Origin of the sequence: Gordonia hongkongensis, from assembly GCF_023078355.1 — a bacterium.
Taxonomy (GTDB): Bacteria; Actinomycetota; Actinomycetes; order Mycobacteriales; family Mycobacteriaceae; genus Gordonia; species Gordonia hongkongensis.
Genome location: NZ_CP095552.1, coordinates 445,881 through 471,278 on the forward strand (window position 1 = coordinate 445,881; position 25,398 = coordinate 471,278).

The window sequence follows — 25,398 nt, forward strand, 5'->3', positions numbered from 1 at the left end:
CGCCCCGACTCACCCGGTGGGATCTGCCCGGCCGTCGTCGGCGCGCCAGGTCACCGTGACGGGAACCTGGTCGTCCCACGGCTGTCGCGTGACCAGGTCGGCAACGCGTACGTATCCGCGTTCGAACTCGCCGATGGCCGGGTCGACGAGTCGGTATTCCTGCGTCTGACGGAGGATCGGCTGCGCGTCGAGCAGCACGATCCGGACCTCCCCGGGCTCGAAATGACAACGCCGCTGTAGGGATTCGATGAGCTGCTCGTTGGAGAGATGCCCGTCGCCGAAGTTCCATCCCATCGCCGTGCTGCAGATTCGTTCGCCGTCGGTCAGTACATACTCCGACTCCGCAACGCCGTTCTCATCCGGCCCGCTCGCTCCGCTCCCGGCGCCGGCCATCGCTCGGTGCGCCAACGTGAACAGGGCCCGACCGTGACTGTTGAACGAGCGGAACGCATATCCCATGTAGAGCGGTATCTGGGCCGCTTCGGGGCTGCCGTAGAACCGTTCGAGCTGCGCGGCCGGCATCGACGCGATGGCGACGATGCCCTGTTCGATCTTCGCCGACGCGGACGGCTTGATGCACCACAGGCCGGTGTCCCAATTGCCGGCGTAGTAGCGCATGCCGGGCAGGAACGAGACCTTGCGCGGCATCAGGTTCCCGATGATCACCGTGCCGGCAGAAACTGCGAACAGCAGTAGCGGCCAGGGTGATTGGAGGTCGGCGAGTCCGATGTCGGGGTGACCCACGAAGATCGCCAGGATGCCGAACATCATGAAGACGTTCCACTCCAGCGGGACGCCCATCGGGATCGACGACAGGATGCCGAAATGAAAGATCAGCATGATCGTCGCCGCCACCGCGGTCACCCACCCGCCGTGGGAGAAGAACAGGACGAGCGGCACGAGTCCTTCGACCGCAGTGGAGAAGTGCGCGATCCATCGTGATCGACGGCCCGGCCGCAGGTCGTCGGGAAAGTCCTCGAAGAACTTCCGTTTGATCTTCGGGGAACGCCAGATCGGGTTGTTGGACATCATCGTCGCGATGACGAAGGGGAAGTGCTTGTTCAACTTCGACGTCGCTGCCCCGAGCCAGATGCAGAGGAAGACCAGCTTCGCGGCGACGATCATGTCGACCCCGCTGAAGAGGAACGCCACGGTGAACGCGCCGTAGACCTCACCGCGCGCCGCGAGGAAGACGGTCTTGTCACGCAGACCGATCGCCGCGAGCACACCCAGGACGGCCCAGATGTGCCAGCTGGGGAGGACTCCGACGGTCGTGTCCAGCTCCGGGATAGCGCCGGTACCCGGACTGAACAACGCTATGACCAGCAAGGCGAGTAGCGCGCCATAGAGGATGACGTCGACCGGGTTACGGGAATCGCCGGCAGTCAACGGAATCCGCGGCCATGGTGGCTGCCGGATGGTCTTCGGTCGCAACCAATACAGGATCGAACCGAGCGGCGGGAAGAACCGGTTGTTCAGCGGCCCGAACCCGCACCCGAGGCCCACGACCTCGAACAGCATCGTGTACAGCACGATCTTCTGGAAGACGATCGGCTCGTTGTACCAGTCGGCGACGTCGAAGAAGCCGTCGATCCCGGGTGTGCTGATCACGATGACCCAGCCGACAAGCACGTAGAGGAGGATCTTGCCCACATAGAACAGGTGCAGCGCCACCGGCGTCCCGAACCCGACCTCGGCCCAGTGCCGCGCCATCGGCTCGATCTTCTCCGCGCGCGTGCCCTGACTCCAGGTCGGGAAGTCGATCTCCGGCGTGGTCTGCTTCAGGAATCCCATTGACCGAGAACCTAACAAACCAAGTGCTTGCTTGGTGCTGATTCGGTGACGCTGTGGAGAAACGTGGATGACATCCGATGCGGTGCAGACGTTGGGTCCCGCCGCCGGCAGAATCGCCTAGCCTCGTCGTGTGGCAGCGTTCGATCAGTTATCGCCCGCGGAGTCGGGCCTGCTCGTGTATTTCGACGTCGCGACGATAGGCCGAGGTGCCGCATACGCACAGCAGGGGCGCGTAGCTCTCGACGACTGGGACCCGCTATTCATGTCGGCGACCGGGACCTGCGTCGGTTCGAGTGGCGAACTCTACTCACTCGAGATCGGGTTCGGTGACGGCGCCCGCGGATACGTGGTCGATGTCGCTGAATGCGACTGTCCGGTCGGTGCCAACTGCAAGCACGCCGTTGCTCTGGCGCTGGGGGTGATGCGTGCTGGGCTCATCGGTGCGTTGCCTCAACACGTTGGGCACGCGTCGGAGCCGTGGCGGGCTTTGCTGGGTGACCTTGTCGCCGGTGCCACCTCGAAAGAGCCGGGATCGGCTCCCATCGGTCTGCTCGTCGAGCTCGACGATCCCGAGTGGATGAGCCTGAAGACGGTGACATTGCGCCTGGTGACCCCCGGCAAGAAGGGCAACTGGGTACGCACGGGGATCACGTGGAGTTCCATCGAGCCGGGATATGTGACCGAGTACTACAGGTCCACCACCGACCATCCGGCTGAGCACTTCGACCCCGTTCACCTGGCACGAGTCCGTGCCGTCCACCTCTGCGCCGGGGACAAACACCTGTACGGGACCTCCCAGGTTCACCGATTGGACCAGGCGTCCGCCGAGATCTGGACCGCTCTACGGGCGGCGGTAGACGATGGTGTCGTACTGGTGGCGCATAAGTCGACGGGCGCCAAGAAAGTCGAGCTGCTTCCACCCGCGACGCCCGCGTTGACCGTTGATCGCGGCGACGAGGGTCTCGTGGTGTCGGGCGGTGTCGACTTCCCGACTGTCGGGCCGTCTGAGGACGACGCTCTGATGCTGTTCGGATCGGTGCCTCACGGAGCGAGCCTGGTACGAGGCGGCACGATGTTCCTGGCGCCGCTCGTCGACGACGGGTCGTCGAAAGCCCTCCGGGCACTGCTCGACGCCGGGACGATCAGGATTCCCGACACTGACATCGCGGAGTTCGCCGACGAGGTCCTCCCCGACCTCGCCGGTCGGATGTCCGTGACCGTGGCCGATGGCGCCGTGACCCGACCCGAGATCACCGGTCCCGACGCGGCAGTCACGCTTCGGGTCGCCGACGACGGCGGCGCGCACCTCGAGTGGGGTGTCGTCTACCGCGTGAACGGGAGCAGACGATTCTTCCCGTCCGGGCAGAGCTCGGGGTTCGGTGACGACGTGGCCGAACGTCGCCTGTGGAAGCAACTCCGTGGTCACCTCGAAGCTGCGGCTCGGGTGTGTGATCGATGGCAGATCCAGGTCGCCGGGTTTCCGGGAAGCAAGTTCGCAGACGATCCGGAACTCGCCGAGATGAGTCGCGACGAGGCTCTCGCATCGGCATCGGTTGCGCTCCTGACCCGCCGCTACCGTTACTCGCCCGTCGACACCGCGCGTTTCGTCACCGAGGTCGCCCCGGAGCTGCGGGCTGCCGGCATCGAGGTGGAGATCGTCGGCGAGCTCCCCGACTACCGTGCCGCCGAGGTCGTCCCCGAGATCGGTTTCGGTGCCGAACGGTCCGATGACAACGACTGGCTCGGCCTGTCGATCACCGTCGAGGTCGACGGCGTCGCAGTGCCGCTGCACCAGGTGCTGACGGCGTTGTCGAACGGAGCGACACACATGCTGTTGCCCGACGGGGCCTATTTCGTGCTAGACACCCCGGAGCTGCAACGCCTGGCCGAACTGGTGGCCGAGGCCCGCGCACTGGGTGAACTCGACCGTGGGCGGGTCCGCCGGGATACGCACAACGCCACGTTGTGGGACGAGCTGCTCGAACTGGGGACGGTCGACGACGATCTCACGAAGTGGCGCGAGCAGTTGCGTCGTCTGGCCGCCGCGACACCGCCGGTGCCTTGTCCGGTGCCGACCGGGCTGCATGCGGACTTGCGTGACTATCAGAGGGCCGGCCTCGACTGGCTGAACTTCCTGTGGGAGAACAGAATCGGCGGAGTGCTGGCCGACGACATGGGGCTGGGCAAGACCCTCCAGTCCCTGGCATTGATCGCGAAGGTCATCGAGGAGGAACCGCAGGCTCGCTTTCTCGTTGTCGCACCGACCAGCGTGATCTCGAACTGGGCGGTCGAAGCGGAACGGTTCGTACCAGGTCTGAGGATTGCAACGGTGACCGAGACGAGCGGACGGGCGAAGATCGCGTTCGCCGATCGTATTGCGGGAGCGCAACTGGTCGTCACCTCGTACGCGCTGATGCGCATCGGGATCGACGAGTTCACATCGGCCAGTTGGTCGGCCGTGTTCTTCGACGAGGCACAGTTCGTCAAGAATCACGCGAGCAAAGCTCATCAGTGCGCTCGCCGTCTTGATGCCGAGGTCAAGATCGCGATCACCGGCACGCCACTGGAGAACAACCTGATGGAACTGTGGTCGCTGATGGCGTTGACCGTGCCGGGTCTGTTCCCGTCGGCGAAGACCTTCACGTCGTACTTCCGGAAGCCGATCGAAAGTGGCACGGAGCCCGGGCGGTTGGCGTTGCTACGACGACGGATTCGTCCGATCATGCTGCGGCGCACGAAGCACCAGGTCGCCACGGACCTGCCCGCCAAGCAGGAACAGGTGCTGTCGATCAGCCTGAACGCGAAGCACGACAAGCTGTATCAGACGCGCCTCACTCGGGAACGGCAGAGCGTGCTCGGCCTGCTCGACGACTTCGAAGCCAACCGGTTCCAGATCTTCCGATCGCTCACCATGCTCCGGCAACTGAGCCTGCACGCCGGGCTCGTCGACGAGAAGCACACCGACATGGACTCGGCCAAGATCGAGTTCCTCGTCGAGCAGATTCCCGAGCTCATCGCCGAAGGTCATTCCGCCCTGATCTTCAGCCAGTTCACCGGTTTCCTCCGATTGGTCGAACGCGCCCTCGACGATGCCGGAGTCGAATACAGCTACCTCGACGGATCGATGACCGCGCGTCGGCGCACTGCGGCGATCAAGCAGTTCACGAGCGGGGCGTCGAAGGTGTTTTTGATCAGTCTCAAGGCGGGCGGTTTCGGGCTGAACCTGACCGAGGCGGACTACTGCTTCGTGTGTGATCCGTGGTGGAACCCGGCGGCCGAGGCCCAGGCCGTGGACCGCGCCCATCGCATCGGTCAGACTCGTCCGGTCACGGTCTATCGCCTGGTGTCGGCGAACACGATCGAAGAGAAAGTGGTTGCGCTGCAACAACGTAAGCGCGACCTGTTCGACGCCGTCGTCGACGATGGTGACCTTTTCGGCGCCGCCATCGGCGCCGATGACATCCGCGAGTTGCTCGGCGGGACCACGCCGGGGGCTGACGAGCGAAGCCGCCTAGGGCCCGACGATGTGCGGCTCAGGTGGGTCGAAGCTGGGATTGTCCGGAAGCGGTGTCTGACCCAGACCGTCACCGATCTCCTTGATGGTCTTCACTCCCGACAGCTTCGACGCGCCGCGGCGGGCGAGCGAGTCGTCGTACCACTCGAACCACGGATAGCCGTATCGCTGGTACTCGGTGATCGTCGGTGGAGCATGGTGCGGTGCGGACCCGGTGAGATCGTGCCATGCGTCACTGTTGACGATCCGCACGGTCGCCTCGACGGTGTCGCCCACCGCCCAGTTCTCGCGCGGCTCGAGCGGACTGGCGATGGACTGGGTGATCGACCCACCCGCGCCGAGGCCCATCGCGGAGTCGGATGTAGGTGCGGGACAGAAGTTCAGGGTGCCGAGATCAGCCGGCGGCTCCGGCGTCGCGCGTCGAGCAGCCAGGCGCTCGTTCCATGTCGACGCGCGGAGGGGCGTGACCTGGATGCGTATCGCGCCGTCGTCGGACCCGACGAGCTGCTCCGCGGCGGTGTAACCGGAGCCGAGTGGCATGGCGACGAACTGACGGACGGATCTCTCGTCGACGCGGAAACCGTCGAGCCAGGGTTGTTCGGGTACCTCGAAATAGTCCTCGGCGTCGAAGTCCACGGTTTGCGCGAAATCCTCGCCGGTGATCGCATCGATCCCGCCGACAGACATGCGTACGAGGAACGGGTAGTCGGTCGGGGAGGTGAAGCGAAACCATGCCGCCTCGGCCTGCCACATGGGGAGCAGCGTGTCGGACTCGGACCAATCGGCATGCCGGCCTCGAAGTCTGCCTGCGTTCGTGAGGTGGAAGCGTCCCAGCCCGGGCGGTAGACCGAATGTGGTCTGGTCATCGGGGACGCGCAGGGTTCGCTGCACTGCGATGGACAGGCGGGCCTCGGCGTGGACCTCCGGGAATGCGAAGTCCAAACAGTCGTCGTCGATGGTCATGGGCATTGGGGACCTCCACGGAGTCGGTTGTGGCTCGAGGGTATGCACGGGGTCCGACATCTTCAGGCGTGCGCTGTCCTGCACAGGAATCGGCCACCTCGTCGTCAACCGTGGTGTACTGGATTGATGATGTACGTCGTGATTGCCGTCTTCGTGGTGGTCATGGCGGCGGCCCTCGTCGTCTTAATGGGAATGGCCATCGGCGCGTTCTCGGCGATGTTCTCGGGCATGCGCGACGACCGACGCGCCCGGAGGTCGGAGGTACGGTTGCGGTCGGGCAACCCGGGCCCGGCGCGGGCACCCCAGGACTCCCCGACGGATCCGTTGGGCGACCTCGCCGACACGCTTCGACTCGCACAGGCTCGACGCTGGGAGTCGTGTCAGGCAATCCGCGAGCGACTGGACGGCGATTCCACTGACTGTGGGAAGGCCGGTGCCGGCGGGTTCAGGCTCCGTGCCCTGGACATCTGGTGCGGTCGGTCGCCCGAGGGGATCGACGTCGGATCCGACACCGGCGCACTCGACCGCTTCGCATCCGACCCGATAGGCCAGATCGCGTGGACGACCGCGGCGGTTGCCGACCGCATCAGTGAACTACCCGCGTGGCGTCTCGACTTCTTCGATCGCCACTCCGTGCGCGTCGACCTGGGCAGTGAGGTCACCGCAATCGCGAGCGCGGCCGTCGGCCTTCGCGACCAGTTCGCGCTGCTCGGCGAGGCGCCGTCGGGACACCTGGCCGCCGACCCGGAAGTGGTCTCGACCTTCGCCGACAAATCGTTCCTCCTTTCGGGGCGACTCGACGAACTCGTGCGGCGACTCGAGGCGTTCGCCGGGTACGAGCAGATCGTCGCGCAGATTCAACATCGCCAGGAGAAGCAAGCGTGGCTCGACCGTGTCGGTGAGATCGACGATTTCGAGCACGCCGTCGCCACCGAATGGGATCGGGCAGAGGCCGATCGGGTGCGGCACCTGGCCGACGAATCGGATGTGCTGGCCTCGATCTACCTCGATGAGATTGCGCCGCTGGTGAAATCGCTGAAGCGCGATCGACTGTAGGCTTCTGGCACCGTGATCACTTTGGGGCAGTGACGATCTGGAACAGCACTTCCCGGCGGACGACGAAGCCGAGCTGCTCGTACAGTCGGATTGCGCCGACGTTGCGGGCATCGGCATGGAGGATCGGAAGATCGCCGCGTGCCCGGATGCGGTGCGCCAGGTCGAGTACGAGTCGTGAGGCGAGTCCGAGGCCGCGATGGTCGGGGTCCGTGCACACGGCGCTGATCTCGGTGTATCCCGGTAGGCTCAACCGTTCGCCACCCATCGCGATGAGGCGGCCGTTGCGTCGGATCCGACGTAGGTGCCCATCTCGATGGTCCTCGGCCGGAACGGGCCTGGGCGGGTGAGTCGGACCAGCTCGGTCATCTCGGGCACATCCTCGTGCGCCAGTGTCACGGCTTCGTCGTCTGGTCGAGTGTCGAGTCCGGCGTCGATCATCTGCACGCCGGGCAGATCCATCGTCGTATCCCATTCGGCGGGAGCTCGATTCGTGACCACCGGCAGGAACAGGGAGCCACCCGGACCGACGAGTTGGGCGGCGTCCGACCAGTCTTCCGCGGTGGGGGAGTCGGGCAGAGCCGCCATGGGGCATACGTCGGGGTGGTACCGCAGGGCCGCACCGTGGCGCTGCGCGAAGTGGGCATGCGGTCCGGTCAGGGCCGCGAGAGCCGGATTTTCGAGCATCGCGTGACCTGCGACGCCATGTTCGGATGTTCGTTCGTCGGTGATGCGGTCGGTCACACGGTGACGATACGCCCGCGCGGTGGGGGCCGGTGCTCGGGTGTCTTCGCACTTCAGGGTCGTCCGCCGAACCCAGGGCGTCCTGGCCCACGCAGCACCGTGACCCGCATCCAGGTCTCGGTGCCAGATAAGGGGACGTCAGGTCGAGGCTTTGTCGGACCCCTGGGCGAGTATCGACATATGACTGAATGGATACCGCTGATCGGCGGATTGGCTACTGCGTTGATCGGCGCGCTTGCTGTGACTGTGAAAGCGCGCGGCGACATGGCTACCAAGGGGAGCTGGGAGAGAATAATGCTGCTGATAGAGATCAGCGAGAAGCTGCCGGAAGGCAACCTGCGTCTTCGGCTCGACCAGTACAGGGATGTGCTCGTGCGCGGCGCACTACTGAGTTCCACCCGTGTTCGTGCCCGTTGGTTCTTCTTCTGTTCGTTCCGGGTGGGATCCTCGCTCTCACCGGCAGCGGTATCGGACTCGCGGGAGTGATAGCCGACGACGCTGCAATGGAGTCGATCGCAATGTCGCTGTTCTGGACCGGTTTCGTAGTCATGTTGCTTGCGCTGTTCGTTCCGATGGCGCCGCAACTGCCGCCTGGGGCGCCGCGCCGCAAGGCCAACAGCGAATTGATTGAATTCAGAAGACAGGTTCTCGAGGATTTCCCGAACATCGAATCCGAGAAGGGCCTTTCGATAGCTTCGGATGTCCTCGCGGCGATGAGACGGTAAGTGGTGTAGCCCAAGAGTCTGAAGTTGGATCGTTTGATCACTGGATGACGATGCGCCCGGTTGGGTACGCGAGAATCCGATAGCCGACTCGTAGACCAGACGGTCGCCGAGTCCGAGAACTTCGGAGTCCTCAGGTCAGTACGATCTCCACTGGCACCCCGTTGCCGAGGGTGTGTCCGACAGGTGAGCTGGCCCGGACCTTGGCGTGCAGTTCGTCAAGCTTCTCGCGCGGTGCGTCGGAGTCGAGTGTGACTCTCGCGGTGATGGATTCGAAGCCTGCGTGACCTTCTGCAAGGCCGAGGAACACGTGCAGGTCGAGGTCGCCCTTCAGGTCGATTCGCAGGTCCTTGAGCTCGATGCCCGCAGTGGTGGCGTTCGCGGCATAGCCGACAGCCAGGCAGTTGCCCAGGGCGCCGAGCAACTGCTCGACCGGGTTGGGTGCCGTGTCGCCGCAACCGAGGGCGGCGGGCTCATCTGACGCCACAGGCGGGAAGTTTCGAATACGGGCCTCGGATGCGAACGAACCGGTCCACCGGACGTGCGCGGCCCACGTTGTCTGTGCCTTGGTCGCATCTCCTTGGATCGCTGCGACCACTTGGCCGACGGCGTCGATGTCCACGTCGTTGAGGCGGGTGGCGGTCTCGGTCATGGTGCTCCTTCGACGGTCTGGTTGCCGACGAAGCTATCGGGCGCAGCTGAGTACGCCGACAGTCTGCATCACCGTGAGCGGAACACTTGGATGTTGTCGCAGCCAGGAGCATCCTGCACCACAGGGGTCAGTACCCCCGCGACCGCCAGACCTCAACTCGATGGCCAGACCTCGATCGAAGTCCAGGAGTCGAGATGAGGTTCGCCGGTGGCCGAGTCACCCAACGGACTGTTGAGCACAGACGCTGCGCCTGTCTACCAGGAGATCTCGATCTCCAGCTCGGACTCCTCGGCGCCCCGTTCGATCTCGATCTTCAACTGCACCGTGTCCGGGATGTCGACGCGCACTGTCTTGTTGTTCTCCACATACGACACTTCGTTGTGGCGTGCGATCGCGTCGGCGAGTTCGTGAATTCGCTTCGCTGCTTCTTCACGGGTGAGCTGTGTCTTGGTCTTGTGCTCGAACAGTTCGTCGCTCATCAGTCCATCTGAGCCCACCGCTGGAGCGCGGTCAAGCGTGTCGCGTGCCGAAGTCGAGAGTTCACCGCAGCTCAATGCGGTGGCAGTGGACGCGTCCAGTATATTGTTCAGCATGCTGAATAATATGGGTGAACGACGCGCCGTGCGTACGGCAGTGGAAGCTCGGGTGTGAGTGTGACACCCGTGGATCAGGTCTCGGTGCCGCTCGCACTGTTCGACTATGTGCCGGTCGTGCTGGGTGCGGTCGGAGCCTTCCTCGTCGCGCGACGCCTGGGGGCGGCGCTTGCGTACATCGGTGCCGCGATGATCTTCGCGGGTGGGTTTGCCAAGGCGACGGAGAAGCTCTTGTCGGCCACTGGTATCGCGGACATCCCGAGGCTCGCGGATGCCCTGTTCCCTGTGATGGGTTGCGGGTTCCTGCTTCTGGCCGCTAGCGCGTGGGGAGTCCGCAATATTGCTCTCGCGGCGCCCGTAGTGGGTGCGGCTGCCATCGGCGTCGCGGTACCGGATATCGCGGGCCGGTACCTGGTCGGTGTCATCGTCGGAGCCACCGCGCTGTACGCAGCTCTCGCGCGCGACGCATGGCGCGACCGAGATGTGACGACGGTGGCGTTTCTGGTGGTCTGTCTGGTGGGCACTTACACGTTGGGGCCGTTGGCAGGGCAGGAGCAGACGGTCGCGTTGCAGTGGATCGAGCAGTCGATCAACACGTTCAGTCAAGGAGCATTCGCTGTCGCGGCCTGGCGTCTGAGCGTCGGATCACGGAACAGAGTCTCGGTTGGGACGTTCGCCGAGGCGCAGCGAACACGTGTACCGAGACGCGGACCTAGGCGTTCCAGCTGATGTCGGTCCGCGCCAGTAGCGTGATGGTGTTGCGGTCCAGCCAGATTGGCGTGTTGATCGGCTGGGTGGCGTAGAGTCCGCGGCTCGCCGCGACGACGCGGTCGTACTGGCTCGGCCAGTTGATCTCGCTGGCGATGGCGTCGAGCGTGGGCCTCCCGCGACCAAGGGCGCGCCTCACGTGGGTCGGGGCGGGAAGCCGATCGGACTTGCTGGAGTTGCACACCTGGCAGGCCACCACAAGATTGGTGAGTCCGTCGATACCTACGCGCGACCAGGGGCGAGCGCCGTGCAGACACCGGGGAACAAGGTCAGCTTGTCGCCGTGTGCGGTAACCACTTTCCGGGAATCGGTCCCCATCCAGGAATCGTCGTACAGGAAGCGCGAGTTGATGTCGCCTGATGTCAGGTTCTGGAGTAGTTTCAGCGGATACCTCACCAGCGTGCGCTTGACTGTCGAGTGTGCGGCGCGATAAGCGTCAGAGTCGTGGGGCCCGCCGACGTAGAGCACTCTCGCCCGTGGCCCCACATTCGACGAGCACAGAGTCGCAACGACATTGAAGATGACCCCGCGACCGTCAGCGGACTGACGAAGTAGGTGACCGTCGAGCGGTCGCAGCTGTCGCGCGTACAGTTCGATGACCCGGTCGGTCAGGTCGTCGAGGCTGATGTCGACCTCAGCGTTTGCGTCGGCGGGAACCGACTCGACTGCGAGGTCCAGCAGCGCGACGAGCACGGCCAGCTTGTACGTTGCCGTCCGCCTGCCGCCCTCGAGAATCGCCACGAGCTTCTGCCCGAGTTCGAGCGGATCGGCGGGCGCGGACATGGGGTCGAGTCTATGTCGCTGCCAGCGGACGCATGTGCGCGACGACCTTCTCCCAGTTCTCGTAGTCCGGCTGCCCGAAGTGGATGTGCTCGCCCTGGAATTGCTCGACCCCACGCGCGGTCCGGTCGTCGATGATGTAATGGCCGAGATTCAGATTCTTGTGATGCGAGAGAATCAGGCGTTTGTAGGCGGGCGAGTCTTCGCCTCGACCGAAATGCAACTTCACCCAGAGCAGTTTCTCGGTCCAGGCCAGCGGATTGTCCCACGGTGCGGTGGACAGGATGTAGGTGTCGAACAGCCCGGACAATTCGTGAAACGCTTCGATGGCGCCGGGCATCGGCTCCATCAACGAGAAGATTCCCGGGACGTCATCGAGGTCGCCGTGGAACCGCTGCTGCTCGGCCTCGCTCAGTTTCGCGATGCCGGACTCGAAGTCGACGAGAGTGTTGTCCATGTCGATGTAGAGGACTTTCTTGGAAGGTGTGCTCATGGTTCCTCCTGTGGTGAGAATTGAACTGTCACATCGAGAGTGGGTCGCAGTCCCCGAGCGTCAGTCACTGTTGTGCTGGAGCCGCGGCTGCAGGTTGACGATCCTGTCACCGGCGGGCCTACCCCGTCGAACGGTCTGTAACCGTGGGGCCGGGTGAAGCCGGTCGTGGAGTCGGGGCAGCCCGTTGTCGACGAAGTCGAACCACTGGTAGAGCCCCGTGAACAGATGGTCGCGTCCGAAGCAGCGGGCGTCGACGCGTCGAACAGCCCAAAGGTCGGTTCCGTCGAGGACGAACTCGACGGTGGGGTAGTCACCCGCGAGATCGTCGAGTAGGCCCTGAGTGAATCGCGGGCGCCTGACGTCCGATTCGAGGTGCCCGAAGATGTCGATGCACGGAGCGTCAAGGGAGATGCCGATCGACGACGTGAAATGCGCTGTAGGAAGTGCGATGGTGGCGTCGGAACGGATGGGGAAGGACCCGCCGCAGAAGGTGGCGAGTTCGTCGCGGATCAGCAGGCGGAACCGATCCGGTCCGAGATTTTCGGGGTCGATCACCGGCGCGCGGTCTGGACGGGGCCGACCGACATCACAGATGAAGCTGGGATCCGGGACGTTCCAGACTTCGCGCAGCGTCTGCGCGGCGATCTCCGCCAAGGCGGCGGGTCCCTGGTGCCGTTCGCAGGTCAAGCGCCCGTCAGTTCGTTTCCGCCAACCGGACGTTCGAATGAGATCGTCCAAACCGGTTGTCTCACAGGCGATGGTGGCGTGCAATGACCCGTGTCTCCGCCGGCCGAATCGCAGAGCGAAGCGGAGGCCGGTGTTTTCCGTCGGCATGACGAAGACGATGTCGTCGAGTTCCATCGTTGCCAGCCGAGCTGTCAGCGTGCGTTCGAAGTGAGCCCACGCCGTTTCTACGGCTGCCTCGAAGGTGTCCTTGGCCATGGTTGTCTCCTTTCCGGCCACGTTCGACCTCGACGAGGACCCGAACGCGGGCGAGCTGGGGAGTGCTCTCGAATGGGAGCGGTGAGATGGTCCGCGCCGTAGCCGGCGCAGGATCACTTGACGCCCTCAGGATAGAACGCAGGTCCGACACTCTGTAGCCGGACATCGCGGAGAGGCTCTCGACCGAGAGCACCACGACCCACCGGTCAGTCCAACATCGATGATGTGTCAGACGGACCAGGCATCATGACCCCATGCCCCCGATCGACCTCCTGGCCGAAGCTGTTATGCGGATGAAAGCTGGTGCGCCACTCGCCAAGGTCAGTGTCGTCGTGCCCGACCACGGCTCCGGACGGGATGTCCTCCACAGTCTGGCTCGAGCAGGGTCCGTGGCCAGCACTAGCGTTCTCACGCTTCAGCAAGTCGTCTCGAATCTCGCGGGTCCAACTCTCGCACCTCGCCTGGCACTCGCATATCCACTGCTGGAAGCCGCGATTGCGCGAGTCCTCGCCGACGTCCCGGGAGTCTTCACCGACGTCGCCGACCAATCCATCACGGCGCAAGCCCTCGCCGGCGCGGCTTGGGAACTCACCGCAATCGACGAGCCGCGGGTGGACTCACCGACGCCCCTGGTCGCCGACCTCCTCCGCGTATATCGCGCAGCGATCGAGCGTCTGATCACCAGGTACTACCTCCCGCACGAGGCGTATGCGATTGCAGTTGAACGTCTGGCCGACCTCGGCGCGGTGATCGTCTACCACCCTGTCAGCAGGACCCGCGCCGAGCAGAAGCTCCTGCGTGCACTCCAACAACACGGTGAGACCGTCGAACAGGCGGTCACCGTCTCGCCAACCCGGATCATCCACACCTCTGACGCCGACGACGAGGTCAGAGCCGTTGTCCGCCTCGTGCGCAAGCATCTGGCCGGGGGCACACCCGGCCACCGCATCGGCGTCTTCTACGGCAGCGATGACCCATACCTACCACTGCTCCACGAACACCTCACCGCCGGTCACATCGCCTTCACCGGGCCCGAATGCCACACGCTCGTCGACAGACCCACCGGCCGTGCACTACTCGGGCTGCTCAAGCTCGACCTCGACGGGATGCCGCGCCGCGAACTCTTCACCCTCCTCGCCGGGGGTGCAGTCCGGCGCCCCGAAATCGACGACGACCCGATCTCGCAACGTCGGCTCGAACGCCTCACCCGCGAGGACGAACCCATCGTCGGCGGCGCCGACTGGGAACGACTCACCCGTGTCGGTGCACATGAAGAGCATCATGCGATGGCCGTAGCGCTGTACACGTACGTCAGACAGCTGCAAGCCGACCTGCACGCCATCGTCGAAGCGCCCGACTGGACCACCGCGGCCGGACGGCTGGTTGCACTGGTCGACCGCTACTTCCGTACACCCACGCGCGAGGTCGCTGCGGCCGACTTTGCCACTACCCGGGCCGACTGCATCAGCCTTGCCGGCATGGACGGCATCGCACCGCCGCCGAACGCTGCGCGCGTTCTGGATGCGGTCAGCGTGCGCCTGACTGCGCACCGAACAATGCATGGAGACTCCGGCGCAGGCGTGACCATCGGACCGATCGCCGCGGGCGCCGGGCGCGACCTGGACGTCAGTGTCGTCATGGGCAGCGCTGAAGGGATCATCCCCGCACCCCGCCGCGACGATCCGCTGCTACCTGCAGAACTCACCGGCATCACCGCCCGCGAGCGTATGGAACGGCAACGTATCGCCTTCGCGAGTGCGGTCAGCACAGGGCGCACGGAACGGATCGTCACGTTCCCCCGCGGCAACCTGCGCGGTGGCGCGGAGAGGGTGCCGTCACGATGGCTCATCCCGGCGATGGGCGGACTGGCCGGTCGTGACGTCAATGTCGTGAACTGGCAACGCGAAACCGAGAACGTGGAGCCGATCGTCGCGGTCGAATCTTTCGACGTCGCCGCCCAGCGCGCCGACGACCGAATAGGTGCATCAGCCGCATCCGACACCGAATGGCGGCTCCGCGAGCTCGCAGCCGTCCCCGCCGATCAACGCCGCGGCGCCCTCGACGACCCGATCATCAACCTCGGCATGAACCTGCGCAGCGACCGCCTGAACGGCCGCTTCACCCGGTTCAACGGCAACCTGTCGACGGTCAAGGAGCTGATCACCACCTTCGACCGCCCGGTGTCGCCGACCGGTCTCGAACTCTGGGTGCAAAGTCCCTATCAGTACTTCCTCGAACACATTCTGCAGCTCCGTGCGCTGGGCGACCCCGACGAGGTCGCCCAGATCGACGCCCTCACCCGCGGCACTCTCATTCACACGATCCTCGAGCGCTACGTTCTCGACACCATCGACGGCGCCGAACTGGACCTCGCCCGTCTGCACCTCGTCGCCCATGAGGTACTCGACGAAGCGCAGGCCAACAGTCCCGGCTGGCTCGAGCAACTGTGGGCCAAAGACCGCGGCATCATGCTCCGCGATCTCGCCGACTGGCACAAGCACAACCGCGCCGACCAAGACGATGGCTGGCGCCCGACGCACGCTGAACAGACATTCGGCACCGACTCGGCAGCCGAGGTGTCACTGGCGCTCGGCGACAACAGAATCCGCTTCCGCGGCCAGATCGATCGCATCGACCGACACAGCGGCGGCCGCATCCGCGTCACCGACTACAAGACCGGCAAGGGTGACAAGTACAAGGACCTTTCCGACGTCGCTCCCACCAATTCGGGGCTACAGTTCCAGCTCCCCGTCTACGGACTGTTCGCCCGCACGCTAGGAGCCGACGTCGAGGCCCGGTACTGGTTCGTGACCTCCACAGGCAAGTTCGCCTCCATCGGCTATCCCGTCACCGACGACGTCATCGCGACCCTGATCGACGACATGGCCCTCGTCCACCGCTCGATTCTCGCCGGCCACTTCCCGCCCAAGGTCGAGGACACACACTGGGAGCTGCCGGTCATCGACCTCCTCGGCCGCGCCGGACTCCGCCGTGCCTGGGCTGCGTTGGAGGACGTTGACGAAATCGCCGACTATGTACGGAAGTACGGAGGCTGACATGACCGCACTCCCTCTTGCCGACCAAGCAGCCCGCGATCGGATCACCTCCGACACCGCCACCACCCTGTTCGTCGAAGCCGGCGCCGGCAGCGGCAAAACCCACTCCCTGGTCGGCCGCATCTGCCGGCTCGTCCTGCACGACGGCATCGAACTCGATCGGATCGCCGCCATCACGTTCACCGAGAAGGCCGCAGCCGAACTTCGCGAACGAATCCGAGTCGAGTTGGCTGAGCACGACACCGAACGTGCCCGCGGTGCCCTCGAACAGATCGACACCGCGGCCATCGGCACCCTGCATGCGTTCGCCGCCCGCATCATCAGTGAGCATCCACTCGAAGCCGGTGTACCCCGCGCATCGCGGTCGTCGACGCGATGGGGTCGCAGCTGTCGTTCGAACGCCGCTGGCGACGCATGCGCACCCGCCTTTTCACCGACGCCGCGCCGCCGATTCTCGTCGACGCCATGGGCATCATCATGGCGGCCGGCGCCTCGCTCGATCAGATGCGCGCGCTCGCCGACGCACTCGACCGCAACTGGGACCGCCTCACCCTCGACGACAACCCACAAGGCATCGCTCCCGCACACATCGACCGCATGCTGTGGGAGGCAGACGCGATCGCCGACAACCTCGCCGATTGCCTCGACCTCGACGACAAGCTCGCGCAGAAGCTGACCGAGCTGCAGGAGTGGCGCATCCTTGTTGCGGCAGAACGCGATGCGACAGGATGGATACCTGTAGCGGCTCTCTGTCCAGGCCCGGGAAACGGTGGCGCAGGGAAGAACTGGCGCGGTGGGTCCGCTCAGGTCAAAGAGATCAAGACTCGAGTCAAGGCGTTGCGTGACGAGATCTGTCCCGACATCGTCGGCACCTATGTCGACGGCGCAGTTCGCGTGGTGGTGCGGCATCTGTCCGAGATCGTCCTCGACGAAGCGCGCGAGCGGCAGCGGAGCGGCCAACTCGAATTCCATGACCTACTCGTCCTCGCTCGCGACGTGCTCAGCAAGCACGCCGTCGCCGCGACCACCCACGAGCGCTACCAACGGGTGCTGCTCGACGAGTTCCAGGACACCGACCCGCTGCAACTCGAGCTGGCGCAACGTATCGTCGCCGGCACCGACGAAGCGGGCAGGCTGTTCACAGTGGGTGACCCCAAGCAGTCCATCTACCGCTTCCGCCGGGCCGACATCGCCGCCTACATGGCCGCGCGTGACCAGACCCCTGCCGCCGACGTCGTCCAACTGACGACCAACTTCCGCTCCACACGGCCGGTCATCGAATGGATCAACACGGTGTTCGGTCGGATGATCGTCGCCGACGGTCACGTCCAGGCGACCTACACGCCGCTAGACCCCGTGCCGAGCAGGCCTCGGTGGGACATCGAGTGGGGTCCGGAACCATTCGTATTCCCTGACAACGACGAGCCCGTCGACGATGAGGCTTCGCTGTCGCCGGCGGAGGCGATTCGAGCACGGGAGTCTCGCGATGTCGCCCGGATCATCGCAACGGCTGTCGACAAGGGCTGGTGTCGAGAGTCGCGAGCCGACGACGAGACCTACGGGCATGCGGCATTGACATGGAAAGACATCTGCATCCTCATCCCGTCGCGCACGGTTCTGCCCTTCCTGGAGAAGAGTCTGGATGCAGCAGGGATCGAGTTCCGTTCGGAAGCATCGAGTCTCGTCTATTCGACGCAGGAGGTTCATGACCTGCTGGTGACCTGTCGGGCGCTGGCCAACACCGCAGACGAAGCGGCGCTCGTCGCCGCGCTGCGCACACCGCTGTTCGGTTGTGGCGACGACGACCTGCTGCGATGGAGCGCAGCGAACGGCCGATGGAGTATCCACGCCGACGCTCCGACCGAGGTGCTCGGATCCTCACCCGTTGCCGCCGCTTATCGGTACCTGCGCGAGCTGTCATTCGAGCTCGGTGACCTGAATCCCAGTGCCCTGCTCAGCCGTTTGGCGACCGACCGACGCGTCTTCGAGGTCTCGATGGATTCGCCCCGACACCGCGATGTGTGGCGACGACTGCGGTTCGTCATCGATCAGGCTCGCGCGTGGTACGCCGAGGATCGGGGATCGTTGCGCGACTACATCGACTGGGCCGACACCCAGGCCGACGAGAACGCGCGTGTGGCCGAGACCGTCCTTCCCGAGATCGGCGTGGACGCCGTGCGGATCATGACCATCCACGCCGCCAAGGGTCTGCAGTTTCCGATGGTCGTGGTTGCCGGGATGAGCGGCGGATTCCGCACGCTGCCGGAGTCCTTGCTCTGGGATGCGAGCGGCACACTGCAGGCATGCGTGTCGAAGTCGGTGACGTCGAAGGGGTACAAGCCGGCAGCCGACGCGGAGAAGGCCCACGCCGAGGCTGAGAAGAAGCGCCTCCTCTACGTTGCCTGCACTCGCGCAGAGAGTCACCTCGCCGTTTCCGGATACACGGGCAAAGGTGCCTCGTGGAGTGTGACGCTGGCTCCCGCGCTGGACGGTCTACCGAACAGGGTGCCCGAGCTGATCGAACCGGTACGACGCGACGACGATCCGATCGAGCAGTTCGAGCGGCAGCCCTGGGATGAGTGGACAGCCGAGACGGCCGCAATCGAGGTGTCGTCGGCGTTGCGTGCGTCGTACTCGGCGACGCGGATAGTGCACGGTGATGATGCCGCCGAGGTTGCGCTGCTGGACCGCTACCGTGAGGCCGGCCTGCTGACAGTCGAAGCAGGAGAGAATGTTTCACCCGGCGTCGGAGGCGTCGACAGCGGGGCTTCGCTGGGCACCGCCCTGCACGGGGTCTTGGAGCAGACCGAGTTAGGCGCGGTCCTCGACGAGACCTTCGAGGCGGTGGCCCGCCAGGCTGCTGCTGCCGTCGGCATCGTCGATGTCGACCACTTCGTCGCACTGGCCCGATCTGCACTCGAGTCCGAATCCGTCCATCGCGCGGCTGTCGGCGAGCACTGGAAGGAGATGCAGCTCGCGGGGCTCGGTCCCGATGGCACAACGGTGGTCGAAGGCATCGCGGATCTGGTCTACCGCGACCCCGACGGCGGACTCGTCATCGCGGACTACAAGACCGACGTCGGAGTAACCGCGCACACGCTCGAGGCCTACTGGGCACAGTTGGCGATCTACGCCGATCTGCTGCGAAAGGCGACGGGTGAGAGGGTCGTTCGGTTGGAGTTGGTGTTCTGTCGGGTGGGGCAAGCGGCTGTGCTAGCAAGGAGTGCGCACTAGCGGCATCCCGTGGTCACATCGCTCCATGTTCGGCGAGTGGCAGCCCGCTGGTCGCCGGAGCGACCGTAAGCAGTTCGGATATTGCCGAGTGCTGAGTGGTGCTCGAAGGAACCGTTCGAGGTCGAACGACAGTCAGCGTATAGTCGATTCAGCGGTCACGGTCCGAAGGGCAAATGTGAATCCAATAGTGATGCACCCTGTGTCTCTTCAAGCGATCTGTTGAGCAAGAGCTCGAACCCCGGTTGCGAACTCATTCAGACTGAGAACCTTATGGCCACCCTGTAGAGAGTACGGCGAAATGCCCAATTGTTCTCGTGTCACGACAATTAGTTCACTAGGAACAATGCGCGGAATGGTCTTGGTCACCCACGGCCATCTCTCGCCAATCCATGATTCGCCGTTACTGTTCACGGTAACAAAATCAGGATCGAACGAGGCGCTGCCAGCAATCTCAAGCACTGCATATGCTCCGCGAGCCTCCTTCGCGAAGATTAATACTAGGTCGCCAGGCGCGAACCTTGGCCTCCCTCTTGCGGGACTGGAAAACCAGTGAGGATGGCGCCACTGTTCGAGGCTCGGCGCTCCATTCTCAGCTTTGATCCATAGCGTGCGGCTCGGGTCACGCGCATCCGTCAAGATGCGCTCAACGGCCGCGTCCGTAGTTTCTTGCGCGTCGACAGTCGCCGACTTCGGTGTTGCGGGCAACGCTGACGCTAACTCCTCCGCGCGAAGCAATGCAGCCTCGTCGACCTCGGTTGCACTCGACCACCACTCGTCGTAGATACGGCCTGCTTCGATAATCTCCGGAGCGATCAGCGAAACAGAGAGTTCCGCATTGTGGCGCGCAGTCAGGCCAAGACCGGAGGACGTGAGATTCGCCGAACCGGCCAGGCCAAAGTCGTCTGCGAGGTATACCTTTGCATGAAGTCTCGGGTGGGTGCGAACGCTGACGTCTGCTCGGAGCAATGATCTCAGTCCTGCTGCAGACAAGTAACCGCCTGCTAGGGCCACTGGGTCTAACTTGGTAAGCAATCTCCAGGTCGCCTCATGGCCGCGTGCGATCATGCTGATCTTGTGCGCCACGTCGACAGTCAGGTACGGGCTGGACAAGGACACTCCGCTGCGAGCCGACCGGAGTGCCTCGAACAGAGACGATCCAGCCCGAACCTGAGTCCGGTCCACGTTGGGAACCATTTCGTCACCATAGCTAGAAAACGCAGTGCGTCAGCCTGGTTTGGTCCGTTTGGCTCGCGCGGCTGCACGGACAGAACCTACTTCCCGTAAGAGTATTTCCGACTCCCTGCAGTAAGCGTGAGAGGGTCTGTGGCTTCTTTCTCGCGAGTGACGACACTAGCGTTCGAGCAAAGCGCCCAAACGCTCCTCGCTGATCACATGGATTCGTTCGCCGCGACGTTTGCGTTCGCGGACCTCGAACAGCTTGCTTCCCTCGCCGACCCCTACCGTATTCGCCATACTGCCGGCCCGGACGAGGACTGTCGTCCTGTCTGTGACCGTGGATTGGACGGTTCCGCCGGCGCGACTGATCATCTGCGCCAACTTGCGTTGCGACCCCATTGCGAACCGGCCTGTGAGCGTCACATGATGTCCCCGTATCGATTTCGGCCCGGACTTGTCTCTCATGTCGACATCTCGTAGCTGCCGAAGCGCCTGAGATGCTTGCAACCCGCTCACGTATCGAAGGCCGTGATGTGCGGTGGCGTGCCACATCCAACATTTCAGATCGTCGGGGATGTCCAAGTCGCGGATGCCGGGCACGTGACTACTGTCGAAATCGTCGCCCGTCAACAAGGTACCGGCTAGCAACCCGACCTGGTAGATGTCCACCCACGTTGCCCAGTTCTGTCGTTCGTCCATGTTGTTCGGGGAGTAGGCAGGGGTGTAGGCGTCGATAGCAGAGCGTCTCGGGGTCAGGGAGTGTTTGGAGATACCGAAGTCGCCCAGCACAAGATGCCCATCTCGGATGAAGACGTTGGCGGGCTTGATGTCACGGTGAGTCACGCCACTTGCGTGCATGAGTGCGAGCACTTTCAACAGACGGCTGATCTCGCGACGGACTCGACCTGGAGTCCAACCGCGCCAGTCACGGTCGTCTGCCAGATCGGCGACGGTCCCTTCGGGCATGTACTCCGTCACAAGGACATAGCGAGTGCGCCGGCCCGCCCCGGTGCCGAACGCAAACGAATCGAGAAGCTCGACCACCTCCGAGTATCCGGACAGCAGGTTGCCAAAGTGTGCCTCGCAATGCCAGTCGTCAGCGGACGCACAGATCTTGACGCAGACGGTGGTGGCTTTGCGTTGTCCGCGGCCCGACATTGCCGTCGCGCGGTACACAGAGCCGTAACCTCCACCGGCGATGTACGCCTGAATACAGTACTTCCGGCCATCGTCGTTGGTGATCGTCTGACCTGGGCGGAGCCGGGGTGAAGTCGACGCCATCGTTCAACGATAGGCGTCGCCGGCAGACGTGAGACCGAGAATCGAGAACCTTCGCATCGGTACCCAAGCTATGAAAGTCGCTTGTCACACCCCCGGCGGCAACTCCCCGAACCTGAACACGCGGTCGAAGACCTGTACGAAAGTCGATGAGACCGGGCCACCCGTCGGATTGGCATTGGCGTCCGCGGCACGTGGCCAGCGGTAGGTCACGGTGACGCTCACCGGAGTGAATCCGCTGACCCGGGTGTGTCCGGTCGGGCGGTTGGTGACACCAAGGTACTTTCCGGGCCGGAAGAGCAGCACCACGGCCGGCGACGAGACGGTGCCGCCCGCGACGTCGAACGTCGCCCACATCAGGGACGGGCAGTTAGGCGCGCGATCCAGCGATCGCGCCATCGGTGCGCGACGCGCTACCCATCGCAGTCCGGGCTGCCCGAAGGGGGACCGACCGCGCGGAGGCCGAGCTTGACCTCCGACGAATTCAGATCGAGGCATAATCCTTGCCCCGCTGTTCCGGCCACCGGTTGGCTCCGTTGCGGAGCAGCTGATGCTGCGGGCGCGGCCAGGGTGATGGTCAGTAGCGCAACCGCGACCACGATCAGTTGATGGACGGCACGTAGGCGTGAGCCGGACATGGTTGTCTCCCCTGGGAGCGTCGGACGGTGGATGCAGTTGCGAAGCTACGCCGGTGAGGCGCCGCGGTTGCTGGATTCGGCCGAGGCGGTCAAATAGCTGCGATCGAAGACGAGCCGGCGTCCCACACGAGTCCGCGACCCCGTGCCGCCGGTAGTAGTTCGAGCACCTTCTGCTGTACCTCAGCGACCGGATGGCCGAGCAGGACACCGTAAGCGACAGCCACGCTGGGTGTTCGCTGGTGTCCGGCCACGCAGTGCAACAGCACGGTTCTGCCCTGGGCGCGCAGACCACGAACCGCGTCTGCGGTGTCGGCGATCACGAACTCCAGGTTCGGGTTGTCGGCTGGATCGTCGGAGTCGATCAACCGTGATTCGACGATGTCGGCAGCGCCCGCGAAGCAAGTCTGACGTCGACCGACCCGGCACATCGACACCACTGCGTCAGCCCCATGGTCGACCGTGGCGTGCGTCCCCAACAACACGCCGTCGTCGTACGGATGCGCCACCACCTCGGTGGCGACATGCTCCCGATAGCGGACGTCTTCGACGGTCGGCCATCCCTTCGGATCTGCGCGCCCGTCGCGCGCGGCCAAGGTGCCGAGGCGCACCAGGTCCCGCGCATCGCTCGGCCGGTCCTCCGGTGAGCAACCCTGCCGAGGCCAACCGTGTAGCGCGCGCCTCCAGGACCAGGGCACCGCGCTTGCGCCCCAACGGGCACCGAGTAGACCGCCCGCGATTGCTGCGACGGTGTCCGTGTCGTTCCCGATGCGGATGGCGGTATCGAGCGCGTGCTGCAGGTGGCGGCACGGAACGTCGTCCGGGATCGGCGTCTGCATGATCGCGGCGACGGCGGCCTGGAGCGCGGTCACCGTGAAACCGTTGGGAGTGAACGTTTTCGGATCTACGGTCGTCGCCTCGTCGAGCCATTGCGACCACCGCGACCTGCGGTCGGAGGGCAACAGGTCGAGGCCGGTGGACACAGCGACCCGCCCGGTGAGCACGGCTGTGCGGATGGCTTCGGACCACAGCACACACGAGTCGCCGGCCAGCGGGTCGGCGTGGGTCAGCTCCGCTACGGCGCGGGTGGCGATCGCCAGTCGGTCCCGGTCGTGGAGGTGCGCCAGCGCGACCGGTGCGGTTCGCATGAGCGCTCCGTTGCCTGCCGACCGCGGATGTGTCTGCGCAAAACGCGCTGCCTCGTCCCGCATGAGGGACCCGACGCGCTCATGGTTGGAAGCTGACCCGCGTCGAACGGCGCTCAGCACCGCGCGGGTCTGTACTCCGACATCTGGTGGGTTGCCGTCGAACCAACTCAGAAAGTTCGTCGCGATGGCGTCGATCGCGTCCTCAGAGGTGAGATCGGCGCCCTTGGCAGCAACGAGTGCGATCGCCATGGCCATCGACGTGTCGTCGCTCCACTCGCCGGGTGCGAAGTCGCCCAGTCCGCCGCCGAGCATCATCGGTCTCTCGTCAGAACCCAGACTTCTGCTTTCGAACTCGTACGGAACGCCGAGCGCGTCCCCGGCGGCTGTACCGAGGAGAACCCCTGCGGCTCGGTCGAGTTGGGCGATGGTGAGTCGACTCACGTGAGGTCCTTTCAGTCGGATGGGTGGGAACAAGCGGACATCCTCAATGGCGTCGGCCACGCTTGCGGTTCGTCCGGTGGTACGAGGCGCGCATCGCCTTGGATGCATACACGCTGTCCAGGGCGCCTGCGCTGACTCCGAAGCGGTCGAGCATCGCGATCTCGTCGGCGATGGCCGCACGGTCCTCGGGACGAGCCTCCTGCATGGCGTACTCGAGCTTCTGACGCGATCGTGCGAGGCGCCGCGAACCGCCGTCGATGTCGCCGGCCTCGTACGCTCGGGAGGCCTCCAGCTTGTCCTGCTGACCTTCTTGGTAGAGACGCTCGGAGTACACCTTCGGGTCAGGGACACGGCCTGCAGCCTCGTCGCCAGGGACGACGTTCACGACGACGGGCAGCGACACCGTGTGTTCCACGAGGGACGCGGTCTCGACGTAGCGCAGCTGCAACGTTGCCAGTTCGGTCAGGCCGAGGGCGGAAATCGAACCGACCTTCATGCGCAGCAGCAGTTTTCGTTCCTCGAGTGCGTAGAGATCACCCAGCTCGATCATCACCTCACCATCGCCGATCTGGTGCGCGGGAAGATCGTTGAACAACGCGAGCTCGTGGACGCGCTGGTCGTATCGAACGGTCAAGGTGACCGCTTGCGCCGACTTCGAGAGCAGGCCGTCGACCTCACCCGCGATGGCAGCACCGGCGGCATCCGGATTATCGGCGAACACATGATTTCCGTTGCCGGCGCGCGAGATCGCCGACAGCAACGTTTCGTCGTACCCGCGGCCGTAGCCCATGGTGGAGGTGACGATCCCTTTGGATCCTGCTTTCGCCGTGATGCCCGCGAACTCGTCGACGTCGCGGATCCCGCTGTTGATGTGACCGTCGCTGATCACCAGGACGGTCCCGCCGCGGATACCGGCAGACTCCCCGGCGCGCCGTATCTCCTGCAGGCCGCGTAGATAACCCGACGACAAGTCAGTGCAACCGCCGGTTTCGATGGCCCTGATCGCGTCGACGGCGCGCTGCTTGTCCATCAACGACGACGCAGGCAGCGCCACCTGGGCCGTGTCGTCGAACGTGACGACGCCGAACACATCGTGCGGGTCGAGTTGGGCGACCACCCCGGCCAGCGCCTTCTTGGCGCCGTCGAGCGGCGCGCCGGACATGGAGCCGCTGCGGTCGAGAACGACCTGCAGGGCCGTCGGGGGCCGGTTCGCAGTCGGCGCCTCCGGTGCCACCAGCTCCACGAGAACCGTCAGCTCATCGGCGGATTCCAGGGCGACGACGTCGACATCGAGTGCGGCAGAGAGCTTCATGATGCTCCTTCGGTGGTGAGGTGGGCGTGTGCGCCCTGGAGAGGTGAGGCCCGTGCGGACGGCGGGGAAATGCGCCTTGAGACACCCTTTACGCAGGAAT

General features: G+C 64.6%; 17 protein-coding genes and 3 pseudogenes. 8 read left to right on the plus strand and 12 right to left on the minus strand.

Annotated features, from left to right (window positions below; translation table 11 throughout):
• Nucleotides 1-9: 9 nt before the first annotated feature.
• Entirely contained in the window at nucleotides 10-1,794 is a 1,785-nt protein-coding gene (locus MVF96_RS01975; RefSeq protein WP_247450996.1) for a DUF3556 domain-containing protein, read from the minus strand.
• A 130-nt stretch (nucleotides 1,795-1,924) separates the two neighbouring features.
• Between MVF96_RS01975 and MVF96_RS01980 the strand changes: the two genes are divergently transcribed.
• The gene (locus MVF96_RS01980; protein WP_247450998.1) at nucleotides 1,925-6,154 is read left to right on the plus strand and encodes a DEAD/DEAH box helicase; all 4,230 of its coding nucleotides are present in this window, start codon (nucleotides 1,925-1,927) and stop codon (nucleotides 6,152-6,154) included.
• A 243-nt stretch (nucleotides 6,155-6,397) separates the two neighbouring features.
• Entirely contained in the window at nucleotides 6,398-7,327 is a 930-nt protein-coding gene (locus MVF96_RS01985) for a hypothetical protein (RefSeq protein WP_247450999.1), read from the plus strand.
• Nucleotides 7,328-7,343: 16 nt separating this feature from the next.
• On the opposite strand, the pseudogene MVF96_RS01990 reads toward MVF96_RS01985, so the two are convergent.
• A pseudogene (locus MVF96_RS01990) lies at nucleotides 7,344-8,068 on the minus strand (GNAT family N-acetyltransferase).
• Nucleotides 8,069-8,248: 180 nt separating this feature from the next.
• On the opposite strand from MVF96_RS01990, the gene MVF96_RS01995 reads away from it, so the two are divergent.
• Nucleotides 8,249-8,554 carry a hypothetical protein gene (locus MVF96_RS01995; RefSeq protein ID WP_247451001.1) on the plus strand — a complete coding sequence of 102 codons (306 nt, stop codon included), beginning with the start codon at nucleotides 8,249-8,251 and terminating at the stop codon, nucleotides 8,552-8,554.
• A 17-nt stretch (nucleotides 8,555-8,571) separates the two neighbouring features.
• Nucleotides 8,572-8,793 (plus strand): hypothetical protein, encoded by a 222-nt coding sequence (locus MVF96_RS02000; protein ID WP_247451003.1) that lies wholly within the window; start codon nucleotides 8,572-8,574, stop codon nucleotides 8,791-8,793.
• A 130-nt stretch (nucleotides 8,794-8,923) separates the two neighbouring features.
• Here MVF96_RS02000 and MVF96_RS02005 read toward each other — a convergent pair whose 3' ends face one another.
• Both MVF96_RS02005 and MVF96_RS02010 read right to left on the minus strand, forming a co-directional pair.
• A complete protein-coding gene (locus MVF96_RS02005) occupies nucleotides 8,924-9,442 on the minus strand; it encodes an OsmC family protein (protein ID WP_247451005.1) in 519 nt (172 codons plus the stop codon).
• Nucleotides 9,443-9,696: 254 nt separating this feature from the next.
• Nucleotides 9,697-9,921 (minus strand): amphi-Trp domain-containing protein, encoded by a 225-nt coding sequence (locus tag MVF96_RS02010; protein WP_247451007.1) that lies wholly within the window; start codon nucleotides 9,919-9,921, stop codon nucleotides 9,697-9,699.
• A 168-nt stretch (nucleotides 9,922-10,089) separates the two neighbouring features.
• Here MVF96_RS02010 and MVF96_RS02015 point away from each other — a divergent pair, with 168 nt between their 5' ends.
• Nucleotides 10,090-10,764 (plus strand): hypothetical protein, encoded by a 675-nt coding sequence (locus MVF96_RS02015; RefSeq protein WP_137810113.1) that lies wholly within the window; start codon nucleotides 10,090-10,092, stop codon nucleotides 10,762-10,764.
• On the opposite strand, the pseudogene MVF96_RS02020 reads toward MVF96_RS02015, so the two are convergent.
• The 3 genes and pseudogenes from MVF96_RS02020 to MVF96_RS02030 all read right to left on the minus strand — a co-directional run bounded on the left by MVF96_RS02020 (nucleotide 10,748) and on the right by MVF96_RS02030 (nucleotide 13,018).
• A pseudogene (locus MVF96_RS02020) lies at nucleotides 10,748-11,586 on the minus strand (HNH endonuclease family protein). The gene MVF96_RS02015 and the pseudogene MVF96_RS02020 overlap by 17 nt on opposite strands.
• Before the next feature lie 10 nt (nucleotides 11,587-11,596).
• The gene (locus MVF96_RS02025) at nucleotides 11,597-12,076 is read right to left on the minus strand and encodes a 5' nucleotidase, NT5C type (protein WP_065631191.1); all 480 of its coding nucleotides are present in this window, start codon (nucleotides 12,074-12,076) and stop codon (nucleotides 11,597-11,599) included.
• 60 nt (nucleotides 12,077-12,136) lie between these two features.
• Complete coding sequence (locus tag MVF96_RS02030) at nucleotides 12,137-13,018, minus strand: TY-Chap domain-containing protein (RefSeq protein ID WP_247451008.1); 882 nt, start codon at nucleotides 13,016-13,018, stop codon at nucleotides 12,137-12,139.
• Nucleotides 13,019-13,272: 254 nt separating this feature from the next.
• Here MVF96_RS02030 and MVF96_RS02035 point away from each other — a divergent pair, with 254 nt between their 5' ends.
• The 3 genes and pseudogenes from MVF96_RS02035 (at nucleotide 13,273) to MVF96_RS02045 (ending at nucleotide 19,308) form a co-directional block, all read left to right on the plus strand.
• Nucleotides 13,273-16,074: a PD-(D/E)XK nuclease family protein gene (locus MVF96_RS02035; protein WP_247451010.1), complete on the plus strand. Its 2,802-nt coding sequence runs from the start codon at nucleotides 13,273-13,275 to the stop codon at nucleotides 16,072-16,074.
• A 1-nt stretch (nucleotide 16,075) separates the two neighbouring features.
• Nucleotides 16,076-16,360 (plus strand): annotated as a pseudogene (locus MVF96_RS02040) (UvrD-helicase domain-containing protein); the annotation flags it as partial.
• A gap of 89 nt (nucleotides 16,361-16,449) precedes the next feature.
• Complete coding sequence (locus MVF96_RS02045) at nucleotides 16,450-19,308, plus strand: UvrD-helicase domain-containing protein (RefSeq protein WP_247451012.1); 2,859 nt, start codon at nucleotides 16,450-16,452, stop codon at nucleotides 19,306-19,308.
• A 207-nt stretch (nucleotides 19,309-19,515) separates the two neighbouring features.
• On the opposite strand, the gene MVF96_RS02050 is transcribed toward MVF96_RS02045, so the two are convergent.
• The 5 genes from MVF96_RS02050 to MVF96_RS02070 form a co-directional block, all read right to left on the minus strand.
• Nucleotides 19,516-20,502, minus strand: coding sequence for a phospholipase D-like domain-containing protein (locus tag MVF96_RS02050; RefSeq protein WP_238994998.1), 987 nt, complete (start codon nucleotides 20,500-20,502; stop codon nucleotides 19,516-19,518).
• A gap of 156 nt (nucleotides 20,503-20,658) precedes the next feature.
• Complete coding sequence (locus MVF96_RS02055) at nucleotides 20,659-21,765, minus strand: protein kinase domain-containing protein (protein WP_247451014.1); 1,107 nt, start codon at nucleotides 21,763-21,765, stop codon at nucleotides 20,659-20,661.
• 84 nt (nucleotides 21,766-21,849) lie between these two features.
• Complete coding sequence (locus tag MVF96_RS02060) at nucleotides 21,850-22,161, minus strand: LppP/LprE family lipoprotein (protein ID WP_083207384.1); 312 nt, start codon at nucleotides 22,159-22,161, stop codon at nucleotides 21,850-21,852.
• 328 nt (nucleotides 22,162-22,489) lie between these two features.
• Nucleotides 22,490-23,986 (minus strand): ADP-ribosylglycohydrolase family protein, encoded by a 1,497-nt coding sequence (locus MVF96_RS02065; protein ID WP_247451016.1) that lies wholly within the window; start codon nucleotides 23,984-23,986, stop codon nucleotides 22,490-22,492.
• Nucleotides 23,987-24,029: 43 nt separating this feature from the next.
• A complete protein-coding gene (locus MVF96_RS02070; protein ID WP_247451017.1) occupies nucleotides 24,030-25,298 on the minus strand; it encodes a vWA domain-containing protein in 1,269 nt (422 codons plus the stop codon).
• Nucleotides 25,299-25,398: the final 100 nt, after the last annotated feature.

Coding starts and splice junctions, on each gene's coding strand:
- MVF96_RS01975 (WP_247450996.1), bottom strand. CDS start 1,794: ATGGGATTCCTGAAGCAGACCACGCCGGAGATCGACTTCCCGACCTGG.
- MVF96_RS01985 (WP_247450999.1), top strand. CDS start 6,398: ATGATGTACGTCGTGATTGCCGTCTTCGTGGTGGTCATGGCGGCGGCC.
- MVF96_RS01995 (WP_247451001.1), top strand. CDS start 8,249: ATGACTGAATGGATACCGCTGATCGGCGGATTGGCTACTGCGTTGATC.
- MVF96_RS02000 (WP_247451003.1), top strand. CDS start 8,572: ATGGAGTCGATCGCAATGTCGCTGTTCTGGACCGGTTTCGTAGTCATG.
- MVF96_RS02005 (WP_247451005.1), bottom strand. CDS start 9,442: ATGACCGAGACCGCCACCCGCCTCAACGACGTGGACATCGACGCCGTC.
- MVF96_RS02010 (WP_247451007.1), bottom strand. CDS start 9,921: ATGAGCGACGAACTGTTCGAGCACAAGACCAAGACACAGCTCACCCGT.
- MVF96_RS02025 (WP_065631191.1), bottom strand. CDS start 12,076: ATGAGCACACCTTCCAAGAAAGTCCTCTACATCGACATGGACAACACT.
- MVF96_RS02030 (WP_247451008.1), bottom strand. CDS start 13,018: ATGGCCAAGGACACCTTCGAGGCAGCCGTAGAAACGGCGTGGGCTCAC.
- MVF96_RS02035 (WP_247451010.1), top strand. CDS start 13,273: ATGCCCCCGATCGACCTCCTGGCCGAAGCTGTTATGCGGATGAAAGCT.
- MVF96_RS02045 (WP_247451012.1), top strand. CDS start 16,450: ATGGGGTCGCAGCTGTCGTTCGAACGCCGCTGGCGACGCATGCGCACC.
- MVF96_RS02050 (WP_238994998.1), bottom strand. CDS start 20,502: ATGGTTCCCAACGTGGACCGGACTCAGGTTCGGGCTGGATCGTCTCTG.
- MVF96_RS02055 (WP_247451014.1), bottom strand. CDS start 21,765: ATGGCGTCGACTTCACCCCGGCTCCGCCCAGGTCAGACGATCACCAAC.
- MVF96_RS02060 (WP_083207384.1), bottom strand. CDS start 22,161: ATGGCGCGATCGCTGGATCGCGCGCCTAACTGCCCGTCCCTGATGTGG.
- MVF96_RS02070 (WP_247451017.1), bottom strand. CDS start 25,298: ATGAAGCTCTCTGCCGCACTCGATGTCGACGTCGTCGCCCTGGAATCC.